This is a genomic window from Rhizobium sp. Root1212, assembly GCF_001424985.1.
Taxonomy (GTDB): domain Bacteria; phylum Pseudomonadota; class Alphaproteobacteria; order Rhizobiales; family Rhizobiaceae; genus Pararhizobium.
In genome coordinates this window covers 143,599-157,775 of record NZ_LMDA01000012.1, presented here as the reverse complement: position 1 = coordinate 157,775, position 14,177 = coordinate 143,599, and the positions used below count along the sequence as shown (strand labels likewise).

Genomic DNA, 14,177 nt, shown 5'->3' with positions numbered 1-14,177 from the left:
GGAACTCTCAGTGCAGGTTTGGCTGGGGACCAGCGCCGTGTTCGTCGATGGGATAGCCGCGCTCGAAGCGATCAAGCCGCAGGAAGCGCGCGGCCGGATGCGTCTCGCCCTTGGCGATCAGGTGGGCAAAGCAGAAGCCCGACGCCGGCGTCGCCTTGAAGCCGCCGTAACACCAGCCGCAGTTCAGGTAGAGATTGTCGATATCAGTGCGGCTGATGATCGGCGAGCCGTCCATGCTCATGTCCATCACCCCCGCCCAGGAGCGCAGCACGCGCACGCGGGAAAGGCCGGGGATCATCGTCACCCCCTCCTCCATCACATGCTCGACGGTCGCGAGACCGCCGCGCTGGGCATAAGAGCTGTAGCCATCGATCTCAGCGCCGAACACCAGCCCGCCCTTGTCGGACTGGGAGATGTAGAAATGCCCGGCGCCATAGGTGATGACGTGATCGATGCAGGGCTTCAGCCCCTCCGTCACGAAGGCCTGCAGCACATGGCTTTCGATCGGTAGCTTCAGCCCCGCCATCTGGCCGACGACGGAGGTATTGCCGGCCGCAGCCAGCCCCAGCTTGCCGCAGCCGATGAAGCCGCGAGACGTTTCGACGCCGACCACCACGCCGTTTTCCCGGCGAATGCCCGTCACCTCGCAATGCTGGATGAGATCGACGCCATGCCGGTCCGCACCTCGGGCAAAACCCCAGGCCACCGCATCATGGCGGGCCGTGCCGGCCCGTTTCTGCAACAGGCCGCCCATGATCGGGAAACGGGCATGATCGAAATTGAGGAAGGGCATCATCTTCTTCAGCGTTTCGCGGTCGAGCAGTTCGGCCGGCACGCCTTCCATCCACATGGCATTGCCGCGCCGGATATGGGCATCGCGGTCGGCATCGCTGTGGAAGAGATTGATGATGCCGCGCTGGGAGAGCATGACGTTGTAGTTGAGGTCCTGCCCCAGCCCTTCCCAAAGTTTGAGCGAGAACTCGTAGAACGGCTCGTTGCCGGGTAGCAGGTAGTTGGAGCGCACGATAGTCGTGTTGCGGCCGACATTCCCGGAGCCGAGATAGCCCTTTTCGAGCACGGCGATGTTCTTCACGCCGAATTCCTTGGCGAGATAATAGGCCGTCGCCAGCCCATGTCCGCCGCCGCCGACGATGATCACGTCGTAATGCGGCTTCGGCTGCGGCTCGCGCCAGGCCGGCGTCCAGCCCCTGTTGCCCTGCAATGCCTGCTTAACGAGTGCGAATGCGGAATAACGCATGCCTTTTACCGTTCCATGATTTTCCCGCACATTGGCATATCGGCATGCGGGCGCAAAGGTCATTGGTCCCAGCCCTATAACAATCTTCGCGGCCTTGCGCGACGATTTCCGCGCCATTGTCAAAAAACCCCTAAGCATAAGGAATGACTTGTTTAAAAGGCCGGCGTATAGTCCTTGTGATGGGACGGCCGCTCCGCTAAGGATCGCCGTGAAAAACCGACAGGACCGGCGCAAGAAGGGGCGAAAGAGCGACCATGCTCGACATACTGGCACAAGCAGCCGTCGCCGCCGGAAGAGCCATCCTCGACATCTACAATGCCGGCCACGAGGTCCGCCACAAGGCCGACTGTTCTCCCGTCACCGATGCCGACGAGACGGCGGAACGCATCATCCTCGACCGTCTTGCCGTGCACTTCCCCGATATCCCCGTCGTCGCCGAGGAATCCGTCGCCGCCGGCTGCATTCCCGATATCGAGGGCAAGACCTTCTTCCTCGTTGACCCGCTGGATGGAACCCGCGAATTCGTCGACCGCAATCATGATTTCACTGTCAACATCGCCTTGATCAAAAAAGGTGAACCGGTGGCCGGCATCGTCTATGCCCCGGCGCTCGGCATTCTCTATGCCGCCGATGGCGGCATAGCCCAGAAATCCGTGATTTCCGGGCAGAAGGAGATCGGCGATCCCGTGGTCATCGGCTGTCGCAGCCGTGGCGACCGGATCGTCGCGCTCGCCAGCCGCTCGCACAACAGCCAGGAAACCATCGCCTATCTCGCCGAACACGGGGTGACCGACTACGAATCCGTCGGTTCGTCGCTGAAATTCTGCCTGCTGGCCGAAGGGCTTGCCGATATCTATCCCCGGCTCAGCCGCACGATGGAATGGGATACGGCCGCCGGCGACGCCGTGCTGCGTGCCGCGGGCGGCGAAACCGTGACCATGGACGGGAGCCCGCTGTTCTACGGCAAGCGCAACCAGCCGCACGACGTGGATTTCGCCAATCCCTATTTCGTCTCGCGCGGCAAGGTCTGATACCGGGCATTACCGCCGCGATTTTCCCTGTCTTTTCCGTGCGCAGTCTTTCCCCGCCCTCCCCGCGGGCCGTGGCTCCCTTAGGCTCTTGCCAGCCAAGGAGACCATGATGAGCGAAACCACCGCCAATCTCGAAATGCCCTACATCCTACCCTCGCAGGCGCAGAAGCACGTGACCCACAACGAGGCCCTGCAGCGCCTCGATGCCGTCACCCAACTGACGATCACCGCATCGCTTGCCACGCCGCCCGCCACGCCCGCGGAGGGCGACTGCTACTTCGTGGCCGCCAGCCCCACCGGCGCCTTTTCCGGCAAGAGCGGCAAGCTGGCCTTTCGTCAGGACGGCAGCTGGATCTTCATTACGCCGAAGCGCGGCTGGAGGGCATGGTTCGTTGCCGACGACAGCCTGAAAATCCATGATGGCAGCGGCTTTGCCGCCTATGACGCCCTCGCCACGCATGCCGTCTTCGGCATCAACACCTCAGCCGACGCGACCAACCGCCTTGCCGTTTCCGCCGACGCCACCCTGCTCACTCACGACGGCGACGACCATCGGCTGAAGATCAACAAGGCGGGTCCAACGGATACCGCAAGCCTGCTGTTCCAGAGCGGCTGGTCGGGACGCGCGGAAATGGGACTTGCCGGAAACGACGCCTTTTCCATCAAGGTCAGCGGCGACGGCTCGACCTGGCAGGAGGCACTGACGGTGGGTGCTGCCGGCCGCGTGCTGATGCCGAACCGGCCGCTCGCCCGCGCCACGCGCGGCGGCGGCCTCGTCACGCCGTCTTCCGGTAGCCAGACGGGCTTTTCCACGTTTGCGATTAATCAGGGCGGTTTCAGCCTCGGGGCAAGTGTCGCCGGCGGCGGCAACCGGCTGATCATCCCCGAAACCGCGCCCTATCTCGTTTGCCTGTCCGTCGAGGCCAATCCGGCCGGCGCCTTCAGCGTCGACGCCAGGGTGAACGGCACCACCACCATCGCCAGCGTCCGCGACAACGATGCGGCGACCGCAAGCTACAACATGACCGCTATCGGGCTTGCCATGCTGACGGCCGGCGACTGGCTGGTGCTGGAGCATACCGGCTCGACGCCGATCGATTTCGGCCTTGGCAAGACCGAGATCAGCCTCGTGATGCTTTGAGGTCGGAGGAGGTTTCGAGTACTGCAATCAGGAACGCCCGCAGCATCTCCTCGTCGAACGGTTTCGACAGGCGGGCGCGAGCGCGCAGGGCGGGCGGGAAATCCGCCCCCTCGTCATAGCCGCTGACAAAGCCGAAGGCGATACCCTGCCCAGCGAGCCTTTCGGCAAAGCCGAAGCTCGTCTCATGGCCGAGATCGACATCGAGAAGGGCAAAATCGAAGGCGTTTTCCGACAGAAGAGCCGATGCCTGGGCGAGATTGACGGCAATTTCAACATGGAGAACGCCGAGTTTCCTCAGCATGTCTTCCGCGTCCAGCGCAATGAGGAAATTGTCTTCCAGCACGAGGACACGCGAGATGGGCAAGGGCAGTTTCGAAATCAAGGTCATATCCAGTTTGACGGGGACCGGATTCGCATCACTCCGGATCATGCCGCCGAGGCTACGCGACTGTCGCCACGCCCCGCTATTAAATATGACATACTGGGAGATTTTTCCTATGCGACGAAAGTCCCGTCAGATGAACGGACGTTGGGTCTCCCGATAGCCGGCCCAGCCGGCGGCGTCGGCCAGCCCCTCGTCGTCGAGAATATCGCATCCACGCTCCGCCCAGCGGATAAGCTTGCGATCGGCCAGTTTCTTGAGCGTCCGGTTGGTATGCACGGTCGAGAGCCCGAGCGTATCGGCAATATGCTGCTGGGTGATGGGGAGCGAAACGCGCTGGTTCCTGAACAGGTTGGTCGCTTCGGCGCGCCGGTAAAGGAAAGCGAGAAGATAGGCCGCCCGCTCCAGCGCCGAGCGGCGGCCGATGCTGAGCAGGTTTTCATCGAGGATGCGCTCTTCCTGCGCCGCGATCCAGGTCATGTCGTAGCCGAGGCCCGGATGATTGCGAAACAGCGTATTGAGCTTTTCGCGCTCGAAGACACAGAGCGTCACCGGCGAAAGCGCCTCGACGGAATGCTGCATCTCGCGCATCAGCGTGCCCTGCAGGCCGATGAGATCGCCGGGCATCATATAGTTGAGGATTTGCCGGCGGCCGTCGTCCAGCATCTTGTAGCGAAAGCCCCAGCCGGAGAGCACCGTGAACAGATGGGCGCTGTTGGCGCCTTCCGAGAGGATCGTCGTGCCGGGATCGACCGAAAGCTCGCCGACCTTGAAACGGGAGACGAATTCAAGCTCTTCGGGCGTGAACTCCCGGAAGTGCGGGAGCGCCCGCAGCGGACATTGCTGGCAGGGTGTCTGCTTCTCGTGTCTCTTGCTCAATGCGCCCCTCCTGCCTTCGCTGAAGCCAATTAGTGTCCGCGATATCAAGGACAAGGGCCGCGGCCGGACTGGGAAAACCGGAAGCGCGCTGTGGACTTCCTGACGCCGCAGACCTAGTTTCTGCACAAATTCCTGAAGCGCAACATCTTTTATGGAGATCGCCATGACCGCTCTCGCCAGCCAGAATGTCGCCGTCGTCACCGGTGCCGCCTCCGGCATCGGCCTTGCCGCGGCAAAACGCTTTGCCAGCCTCGGCATGAAGCTGGTGCTTGCCGATCTCCCCGGCGAAAAGCTTGAGGCCGCCACCCGGCAGGTGGCCGAGGCCGGTGGCAGCGACACCGTGCTTGCCGTTGCGACCGATGTCTCGGAGCTTGCCTCGCTACAGGCGCTCGAACATGCCGCCCGCGAAAAATTCGGCGCCATCCATGTGCTGATGAACAATGCCGGCATCCAGCCGGGCAGCGCCATGTTCGGCCCGCTCGGGAATTGGGAAAGCGTGCTGGCCGTCAATCTCTGGGGCGTCATCCACGGTTCGCGGGTGTTCGCCCCCGGCATGATCGCCGATGGCGGGCCGGGGCTGATCATCAATACCGGTTCGAAACAGGGCATCACCACCCCGCCCGGCGACCCCGCCTACAATGTCTCCAAGGCGGGCGTGAAGGCCTTTACTGAAGCTCTGGAACACGAACTTCGCAACACCGAAAACTGCAGGGTCAGCGCCCATCTGCTGATCCCCGGTTTCGTCTATACCGGCCTTACCGCCGGCAATCGCACGGAAAAGCCCGCCGGTGCCTGGACGCCGGAACAGACCGTCGACTTCATGATCGAAAGCCTCGAACGCGGCGATTTCTATATCCTCTGCCCCGACAACGATGTCGACCGGGCAACCGATGAAGCCCGCATTCTCTGGGCCGCCGGCGATATCGTCGAAAACCGGCCGCCTCTGTCGCGCTGGCACAAGGATCACGCCGAGGCCTTCAAGGCGCATCTCGCCGAAAGTCTGAAGCACCGGTAAAAAGGCACGCAATTTCGAAACGGTAGGGCTCCATGACCAGCGGCATCCATCACATCACGCTCATCACCCGCAAGGTGCAGGCCAATGTCGACTTTTACGTCGGCTTCCTGGGCCTGCGGCTCGTCAAGCGCACCGCCGGTTTTGAGGATGCCGCACAGCTTCACGTGTTCTATGGCGATGCCATCGGCTCGCCCGGTTCGCTCGTCTCCTTCCTCGTCTGGGAAGACGGCGCGCCCGGCCGCGTCGGCCACGGCCAGCCGAGCGAGATCGCCTTTGCCATCCCTGCGGAAAGCATCGGCTTCTGGTTGACGCGGGCGCTGCGCTTCGGCATCGCCACGACCGGCCCTGCGCAGGAATTCGGCGAGCCGGTGATCCGGCTGAAGGACCCGGACGGCGTCATCGTCAAGCTGGTCGGCGCCGACATCTTCCCGTCCGAACACCCGCCCTATGACGGCGACATCCCGCAGACCGACGCCATCCGGCGGCTGCGCGGCGCGACCATCCTCACGGAAAAGCCCGACGAGACCGCCGACGTCGTCATCAGCCATTTCGGCTATCGCGACGACGACCGGACGGATGCCATTCGCCGCCTCGTCTCCGCCTCAGGCGATATCATCGACGTGCGCAACGCCGGTGGCTTCTGGACGGCCGCGCCCGGCACCGGCACCATCGACCACATCGCCTTCCGCGCCGCCCATCAGGCCGAGGTCACCACGCTCAACGACACCCTGCACCGCGAAGGGCAGGACGAGACGGCGGTGCATGATCGCAAATATTTCTTCTCGCTCTACATGCGCGAACCGGGCGGCACCCTGTTCGAATTCGCGACCGACGCGCCCGGCATGACCGTGGACGAGGATCGCGAAACCCTCGGCAGCCGCCTGTTCATTCCTGCCCATTTCACCGGCGATCGCGAGGCGATGATCGTGATGCTGCCGCAATTCGCCCTGCCCGGCGAAGAACGCTTTGCCGCCCGCGACCTGCCCTTCGTGCACCGGCTGAACCAGCCGGCGGAGCCTGATGGCAGCACCCTCGTCCTGTTGCACGGCAGCGGCGCCAGCGAAACGACGCTACTGCCGCTCGGCCGCAAGGCAGCCCCCCACGCCCTGCTCTTCAGCCTGCGCGGCCGCAGCACCGAAGAAGGTGCGCCGCGCTTCTTCCGCCGCATTACGCCCTTCACCTTCGATCAGGCCGATATCGCTTCGGAAGCGGAGGCTTTTGCCGCGACAATGGAAGAAGCCGCCGTCGGTTACGGCCTCGACAGGGACCGCATGACCTTCCTCGGCTATTCCAACGGCGCCAACATGATCACAGCGACCATGCTGCTGCAACCCGGCCTCATCCGCCGCGCCGTGCTGCTCAGGGCGATGAACCCGCTGACCGAAATCCCCGATGTCGATCTCTCCGGCACGGAAATCCTTGTTATAACCGGCGCTACGGACCCCTACGCTCCCTATGCCGCGGAGTTGGAAAAACTGCTGACCACACGCGGTGCCAAGGTCGAAGCCCGCACGATCAGCGCAGGACATGAGATCGGCGATATCGACGCAACGATTATCAAGGAATGGTTAAGCCGTTACACGTCTTAATGAATTTCACCCGCCCTACTCTCCATCGTCACCCTCGGCCTTGTGCCGAGGGTCCGCTGCCCCTCATCAGCGCGGAGAGTTTGGCAGATGCTCGGGACACGCCCGAGCATGATGGAGGAGAGCGAGGCGGACGGGCCTCGTTTGCAGCGAAAAAGCCCTATAGCCCCTTCTCCTTCTTCACATAATCGGCGAAGGCCTCGACAAAGGCCTTCAATCGCCCCCGTGCGTCCTCATCCACCAGTTTGCTGTCCTTGTCGAACAGCGCGCCCGCCTTCGGCAGCATCAGCCGCTTGCCGGACCAGAGGTCCGCGCCCAGCGTGCGAAAAACGGGAAGCCAGGCATTCTGGCTGAGCAGCGTGCCGAACGGGCTCGGCGACGTGCCAGCGAGTGCAAAAGCGCGACCGGCAAAGACATTCGGCGCCCCGGTCATCGAGGAACTGGCCCAGTCGATCGCGTTCTTGAACACGCCCGGCATGGAATTGTTGTATTCGGGGGTAAACAGGATCACGCCATCGGCACCGGCGATCTGATCCCTCAGAAGTTGCACCGGCGCCGGCACGCCCTCACGCTCGATATCGGCATTGTAGAGCGGAATGCCCTCGATAGTGCCTGCGGTGAAGCGGACATCGGCCAACGGAAGTTCCAACGCCGCATGAAGCAGCGCCTTGTTGAAGGAGGCCTTGCGAAGACTTCCGGAAATGCCGAGCAGCTTGATCATCTCATCACCCTTGTTTGCTATAGGGAGATGATGGTGCGCCCCGCTCAAAAGTCGAGCCGAAAAGCCGGATTATCCCGGCTTTCCTTGTCAAGGCTCCTCAACCGGCGCGGCGGTGGAGGTCGCCCAGATAGGTATTTTCCGCCCGCGAAACGTTGAATTCGGCGGGATCGATCCTGACCAGCATCAGGCTCTCATCGCTCGGGCCGCCGCTGGCGATCAGGTTGCCGTCTGGCGAGGCGATGCGTGACAGCCCGGCAAAGGAGAAGCGTTCGTCAGAGCCGCAATGGTTGATATAGGCAACGAAAACCTGGTTTTCGAAGGCGCGGGTGCGGATCATGTGTTCGGCAATGAAGGCACCGGACCAGCCGGCCGGCAGCGCCGTCGGCACCAGCACGGCATCGGCGCCGGCCAGCGCCAGCCGCCGGACGTTTTCCGGAAACTCGACATCGTAGCAGATCAGCATGCCGCAGGTGACGCCGCGATGATCGAAGAGATTGGCGGCCGGTTCGCCGGGCACGAACAGTTCGCGCTCGTAATCGCCGTAGAGATGGGATTTGCGGTAGACAACCGGGGTCTTCTCACCATCGACATAGACGGCGCTGTTGAAAACAGTGTCTCCGTCCCGTTCGGCAAAGCCGGCTATGATGGCAACCTCCGCCTCAGAGGAAATGGCCTTCAGGCGCTGGACCGTCGACCCATCGGCGGGTTCGGCAAGCCGGGTGAGCAGTTCACCGCAGCCATAACCGGTGATGCCGAGTTCCGGCGTCACCAGCAGGCTTGCACCCTTGGCGGCGGCTTCCATAGCCGCCTTTTCGATCCGGGCGAGATTGGCGGCGACATCGCCACTCTCGGATTTCATTTGCAACGCGGCAAGAGTGATCATTTGTCGTCCGCCGCCATGGCGCCCAGCAGTTTCGGGAGATCGCCGAAGCGGGCGACCAGCGAGAAGATGACGGCCGCCGTTGCAACGAACAGGATCGTCACCGATGCCATGGTCGGCGTATAGCCGTAGCGCAGCGCATTGAAGATCTTGATTGGCAGCGTCTCCACCGTGAAGCCGACGGTCATGTAGGCAACGATATATTCGTTGAGCGACAGGACGAAGGCAAAGGCGTAGCCGGAGACGATGTAAGGCAGGATCAGCGGCAGGACGACCGTCCGGAAGATCGTCCTGTCATCAGCTCCCATCGTCGCCGCCGCTTCGACCAGCGAGCGGTCGATGGCGGTGAAACCGAGCGAAAGCGTCACCAGCGGCAGCGTGACGAAGAAGATCGCGTGGCTGATGACGGCCGTCCACGGCTGGCCGTAAAAACCGGTCGTCGCCCAGAAGGTGAGCATGCCGAGCGCTGTGATGACCGGCGGCAGCGTGAACGGCGCAATGCCGAGCAGTTGGAAGATATTCGCCCACGGCGCCACCCGCCGCCAGAGGAACCAGGAGAGCGGCAGCGCGATCGCCACCGCCAGCGCCGCCGAGCAAACGGCCAGCGTCAGCGACGCGAAGAGCGCGTTGCGCCATTCGGGATTGAGGAAGATCTCGCCATACCAGGAGAGCGAAAAGCCCTTGGGCGGGAAGGCGAGCGTCTGCTTCTCATTGACGGATACGCCGGCAACGACGATCAGCGGCAGCGCCAGAAACAGGCCGATGACAACGAAATAGAGATTGCGCAAGGCGTTCATGCGGCTTCTCCCTTGCGGCCGACAAAGGCGGTGAGCGCGACGAGGCCGAGCGTGACGAGCACGAGGAACACCGCCATCGCCGCCGCAAACGGCATGTTCGACTGGTAGACGGCCTGATCGGTGATCAGCACCGACAGCGTCCAGTGCTGCGGCCGGCCGAGCAGCTGCGGAAGAAGGTAGGAGCCGAGCGCGAAGATGAAGACCATGATCAGCGTTGCCGTGATGGTGTTGCGCAGCGCCGGCACGACGACGGTGAAAAAGGCCTTGAGCGGCGACGCTCCGAGGGTGCGCGCGGCTTCCGTCAGCGTCGGATCAAGCCGCACGATCGCCGGATAGAGCACCAGCACCGTATAGGGAAAGGCCTGATAGACCATGCCGGTCAGCACCGCGCCGAAACTCGGCAGCAGCGCCTTGGCCTCGCTCATTACGCCCATCATGACCAACAGATTGGTGATGCCGGCGGTGCGTGAAAACAGCGTCGACCAGGCAAAGCCGATGATGACTTCCGACAGCGACAGCACCGAAAGCAGCGCCACCAGCCAGACGACCTGCGCCTTTCGCGACATGCGCGCCAGAAGATAAGTGAAGGGCAGCGCGAGCAGCACGCAGCAGATCGCCACCACGATCGCCAGCATCAGCGAAAAGCCGAGCACATTGGCGAAGAACAGGCTGAGGAATCGCTCGTAATTCGCAAGCTGGAAGGCCGGGATATAAAATCCGCCCTGCTGTCGCTGGAAGAAGCTGACGGCGATCATCGTCGCGAAGGGAATGACGAAGAAGACGGTGAGCATGATCGCGGGAAAGGCGATAGGTGCATAATCGACAAGGCGTTGGGGCGGTTCGCGTCTCATTTGGCCAGCACCACGCAGACATCGGGAAGAAGCGTGATGCCGACCGGCTGGCCGACGGTGACATCGGGCCGCGCCCGCGGCGTCGAGACGGCGACGATCTGGCGTCCCGCGACATCGACGAAGGTTTCGATCGTGCCGCCGAGATCGCGCACGAAGGTCACGGTGCCGGAGAGCGCGCCGTTGCCGGGCGCTGTCAGATGCACGTCTTCGGGGCGCACGGAAAGCGTCGCCTTGGCAGCAGAGCCGAGCGAGATGCCGGAGACCGGCTGGCCGAGAACGGTGACGGCGCCACCCTTGGCTTCGGCGTCGAGCAGGTTGGTCGAGCCGATGAAATCGGCGACGAAGGTATCGGCCGGACGGCGATAGATTTCGATCGGCGAGGCTGCCTGGCGGATTTCGCCCTTGCTCATGACGACGACCGTATCGGCCATGGTCATCGCCTCGCGCTGATCGTGGGTGACGACGATGGTGGTGATGCCGAGCTTCTGCTGCAGTTGGCGAAGCTCCACCTGCATCGCCTCGCGCAGCTTGGCATCGAGCGCCGACAGCGGCTCGTCGAGCAGGAAAAGTTTTGGCGAGATCGAGAGCGCCCGCGCGATCGCCACGCGCTGCCGCTGGCCACCGGAAAGTTTCGACACCGGCCGGTCGGCATAGCCGGAAAGATGGATCATGGCGAGCAGTTCGTCGACGCGCTTCTTCTGCTCTTCCTTGGCCACGCCGCGAATGCGCAGCGGATAGGCGATGTTTTCGCCCACCGTCAGATGCGGGAAGAGCGCCAGCGACTGAAACACCATGCCGAGATTGCGCTTGTGGGTCGGAACGCGGGTAATGTCGTCGCCATCGAGCTTGATCGCACCGGATGTCGGCAGGTCGAGGCCGGCGATCATGCGCAGAAGCGTGGTCTTTCCGCAGCCGGAGGGGCCAAGCAGGCAGACGAACGTCCCGTGCGGCACCGTGATGTCGATGTTGTTGACGGCGGTGAACGCGCCGAATTCCTTGGTGACGTTGCTGAGCGCGAGGCCTGACATTGTTCTCTGTTTCTCAAAGGGAGTGGTCGAAAGGCCCCTCACCCTAGCCCTCTCCCCGCTGCGGGGAGAGGGAACTATGGAGGTTGCCGCTTGTCCCTTCTCCCCGCCGGCGGGGAGAAGGTGGCCGACGGGCCGGATAAGGGACTTTTAACCCCTTAGCCGACGATCAGCTCGGTCCACTTCTGGTTCAGCCAGTCCGACTTGGTCTGGTAGAGATCGTAGCGCGGAATGATCGGCTCGATATCCGAAGACACGGCCGCGAATTCCTTGTCGGTCAGATCGGTCACTTCGCGCTTGACCGTCGGCGACGTGCCGACCTTGCGCGACAGCAGCGACTGGACGGACGGCTGGCTCATGTAGTCGATGAACACATGGGCTTCCTCGACCTTGCCAGAAGCGCGCGACAGCGCCCAGCAGCCCGAATCTTGGATGCCACCTTCCTTCGGGAAGGTCGAGCGGACCGGATTGCCGTCCGCCGCCGCAAGGCCGGTGACGTCATGATAATACTGGCCCATCGGGATTTCGCCCGACTTCAGCGACTGCTCGAACTGAGCCTCGTCACGATACCAGAGCCGCACGTTCGGCTTGACTTCGGCGAGCTTGGCGAAGGCCTTTTCCAGCCCCTCGTCGGTATCGAGCGCATTGGTGCCGCCCATGTAAGTCTTGGCCGTCACTTCCAGCAGGAAAGAGTTCGAAACGAGGGCCAGCAGGCCGAGCTTGTCGGCATTCGCCGGGTCCCACAGCGCTTCCCAAGAGGTCGGCGGCTCCTTGTAGACGTCGGTGTTGGTGACGAGCGTGATGTACCACGACACCGCACCGATGCCGGCGACGCGGCCGTCCGGATACTTGTTGACGAAGCGATCGAGCAGGTTCGAAAAATTCTTGAGCTTGGATGTATCGAGCGGCGTCCAGAGATCGGTCGCCTGGCCCTTGAGCATCGCCACCTGCGACATCATCGAGATGTCGGCCGGGGCCTGCCCGGCCTGCGCGGCCTGCTGCAACTGCACCAGCCAGGCTTCGCCGGTCGGCTCGGCGACGGATTCGACGGCGATGCCGGTTGCCTTGGTGAAATCCGGGAAGATGTTCTTGTCGAACGAATCCTTGAAGTAACCGCCATAGACGCCGACCTTCAGCGACTTGTCCTGCGCCCACAGGATCGACGGCATGGCCAGCATCGAAGCGCCGGCAAGGCCGGCACCGAGCACGCCGCGGCGGCTCACGCCCATTTTGAGAATGTCACTCATTTTTGCTCTCCTTCGTTTTTATTGCCGGCCGCTCTTTGCGGCGGTCCGGCCGTTCCCACATCCCGCCCTAAGGCGGGTTTTAAAACCCCTGCTGCGCGGTCAGTCGCGCTTGCCGTTCACGAACGGACTGTAGACCATCAGGCTCAGAATTTCGAACAGTACCTGCGAACCCGCCTGGGCCGTATTTGTCGTCGCGTCGTATTGCGGCGCCACCTCGACGACGTCGCCGCCGACAAGGTTCACGCCCTTCAGCCCACGGATCAGCTCCAGCACCTCGCGGGTGGTCAGGCCGCCGATTTCCGGCGTGCCGGTGCCCGGCGCGAAGCTCGGATCGAGGCTGTCGATGTCGAAGGAGAGATAGGTCGGCCCATCGCCGACAATCGCCTTCGCCTTTTCGATGATGGCAGGAACTCCAAGCCCCGTCACCTCTTCCGCATGGATCACCGTCATGCCGGATTCGTAGGAGAATTCCCACAGATATTCGGAGGAGCCGCGAATGCCGATCTGGATGGTGCGGGTCGGGTCGAGCACGCCGTCGAGCACCGCGTTGCGGAACGGGCCGCCGTGATGGAACTTGGTGAGGTCGTAGGCGCCGCCGGTATCGCAATGGGCGTCGATATGGATCATGCCGACCGGGCGCTTCTTGCCGACAGCCTTCAGGATCGGATGGCTGATCGAATGATCGCCGCCGACAGAAAGAGGAACCACGCCGGCATCGACGATCTGGTTGATGCGCTTTTCGATATCGTCATGGCTGAGTTCCAGCCGGTAGCGGCTCTGGAACGGCACGTCGCCGATATCGGCCACGCGCAGGTCATGGATCGGGGCGCAGCCGAGGACGTGATTGTAAGGGCCGATGCGCTCGATGGTGCGCATGGCGCGCGGCCCGAAGCGGGAACCCGGCCGGTTGGTGACGCCGAGGTCCATCGGAATACCCGAAATCGCCACCTGCAAATTGCCGAAATCCGGCTCGTTGGCATCGACGGGCATATAGGGCGCGGAAAGGAATGTCGGAACGCCAGCATAAGGGGCAAGGCGGGTGCCGTTTTTGGTGAAGATCTTGTCGGCCACCTTGCGGAAGGTCGGGTCGAACATCTCCCCACCATGGCTTTCGCCGTATTTCGCCTTGAGATCCTGAAGCTTCCGGTCGTCCCAGCTCATGCCGCATCCTTTCTGTCAAAGTCCAGGAAACGGCGTCCGGCCGCGGCTGCGGCAGGTTTGTCGGCTTGGTGCCGAAAATTATGTGTTCCCCAGGCTTCTGCCTTTGTTGATCGTATTAGCGATCAATTTCATTGGAAAAGCAATTGACAATGTTATAGGGTTTTATGTGAGAAATTTTCACCATGCCGGCGAAGATGGAAAGC

At 62.7% G+C, this 14,177-nt stretch carries 14 protein-coding genes; 4 read left to right on the top strand and 10 right to left on the bottom strand.

What is annotated here, in order from left to right; translation table 11 throughout:
- Positions 1-7: 7 nt before the first annotated feature.
- A complete protein-coding gene (locus tag ASC86_RS12815; protein WP_056321440.1) occupies positions 8-1,258 on the bottom strand; it encodes a sarcosine oxidase subunit beta family protein in 1,251 nt (416 codons plus the stop codon).
- 254 nt (positions 1,259-1,512) lie between these two features.
- On the opposite strand from ASC86_RS12815, the gene cysQ reads away from it, so the two are divergent.
- Positions 1,513-2,289 (top strand): 3'(2'),5'-bisphosphate nucleotidase CysQ, encoded by a 777-nt coding sequence (cysQ, locus tag ASC86_RS12810; protein WP_056321437.1) that lies wholly within the window; start codon positions 1,513-1,515, stop codon positions 2,287-2,289.
- 109 nt (positions 2,290-2,398) lie between these two features.
- On the top strand, positions 2,399-3,430 hold the full coding sequence (locus ASC86_RS12805) for a DUF2793 domain-containing protein (RefSeq protein WP_056321435.1): 1,032 nt from the start codon (positions 2,399-2,401) through the stop codon (positions 3,428-3,430).
- Here the strand turns inward: ASC86_RS12805 and ASC86_RS12800 are convergent.
- Both ASC86_RS12800 and ASC86_RS12795 read right to left on the bottom strand, forming a co-directional pair.
- Entirely contained in the window at positions 3,411-3,812 is a 402-nt protein-coding gene (locus ASC86_RS12800; RefSeq protein WP_244477606.1) for a response regulator, read from the bottom strand. The two genes, ASC86_RS12805 and ASC86_RS12800, sit on opposite strands and share 20 nt — an antisense overlap.
- Before the next feature lie 132 nt (positions 3,813-3,944).
- Positions 3,945-4,691: a Crp/Fnr family transcriptional regulator gene (locus ASC86_RS12795; protein ID WP_056321432.1), complete on the bottom strand. Its 747-nt coding sequence runs from the start codon at positions 4,689-4,691 to the stop codon at positions 3,945-3,947.
- 151 nt (positions 4,692-4,842) lie between these two features.
- Here ASC86_RS12795 and ASC86_RS12790 point away from each other — a divergent pair, with 151 nt between their 5' ends.
- Positions 4,843-5,706 carry an SDR family NAD(P)-dependent oxidoreductase gene (locus ASC86_RS12790; protein WP_056321429.1) on the top strand — a complete coding sequence of 288 codons (864 nt, stop codon included), beginning with the start codon at positions 4,843-4,845 and terminating at the stop codon, positions 5,704-5,706.
- 32 nt (positions 5,707-5,738) lie between these two features.
- Positions 5,739-7,295 carry a VOC family protein gene (locus tag ASC86_RS12785; protein ID WP_056321426.1) on the top strand — a complete coding sequence of 519 codons (1,557 nt, stop codon included), beginning with the start codon at positions 5,739-5,741 and terminating at the stop codon, positions 7,293-7,295.
- A gap of 157 nt (positions 7,296-7,452) precedes the next feature.
- Here ASC86_RS12785 and ASC86_RS12780 read toward each other — a convergent pair whose 3' ends face one another.
- The 7 genes from ASC86_RS12780 to speB form a co-directional block, all read right to left on the bottom strand.
- Positions 7,453-8,013 (bottom strand): NADPH-dependent FMN reductase, encoded by a 561-nt coding sequence (locus ASC86_RS12780; RefSeq protein WP_056321423.1) that lies wholly within the window; start codon positions 8,011-8,013, stop codon positions 7,453-7,455.
- 97 nt (positions 8,014-8,110) lie between these two features.
- Positions 8,111-8,896 (bottom strand): carbon-nitrogen hydrolase family protein, encoded by a 786-nt coding sequence (locus ASC86_RS12775; RefSeq protein ID WP_056321420.1) that lies wholly within the window; start codon positions 8,894-8,896, stop codon positions 8,111-8,113.
- On the bottom strand, positions 8,893-9,690 hold the full coding sequence (locus ASC86_RS12770) for an ABC transporter permease (protein ID WP_056321418.1): 798 nt from the start codon (positions 9,688-9,690) through the stop codon (positions 8,893-8,895). The genes ASC86_RS12775 and ASC86_RS12770 overlap by 4 nt, the downstream gene beginning before the upstream one ends.
- Positions 9,687-10,541 (bottom strand): ABC transporter permease, encoded by an 855-nt coding sequence (locus tag ASC86_RS12765; protein ID WP_056321416.1) that lies wholly within the window; start codon positions 10,539-10,541, stop codon positions 9,687-9,689. The genes ASC86_RS12770 and ASC86_RS12765 overlap by 4 nt, the downstream gene beginning before the upstream one ends.
- A complete protein-coding gene (locus ASC86_RS12760; protein ID WP_056321413.1) occupies positions 10,538-11,569 on the bottom strand; it encodes an ABC transporter ATP-binding protein in 1,032 nt (343 codons plus the stop codon). Before ASC86_RS12760 ends, ASC86_RS12765 begins: the two co-directional genes overlap by 4 nt.
- 155 nt (positions 11,570-11,724) lie before the next feature.
- A complete protein-coding gene (locus tag ASC86_RS12755; RefSeq protein WP_056321408.1) occupies positions 11,725-12,813 on the bottom strand; it encodes an ABC transporter substrate-binding protein in 1,089 nt (362 codons plus the stop codon).
- A 99-nt stretch (positions 12,814-12,912) separates the two neighbouring features.
- The gene (gene speB, locus ASC86_RS12750) at positions 12,913-13,974 is read right to left on the bottom strand and encodes an agmatinase (protein ID WP_056321405.1); all 1,062 of its coding nucleotides are present in this window, start codon (positions 13,972-13,974) and stop codon (positions 12,913-12,915) included.
- Positions 13,975-14,177 lie beyond the last annotated feature (203 nt).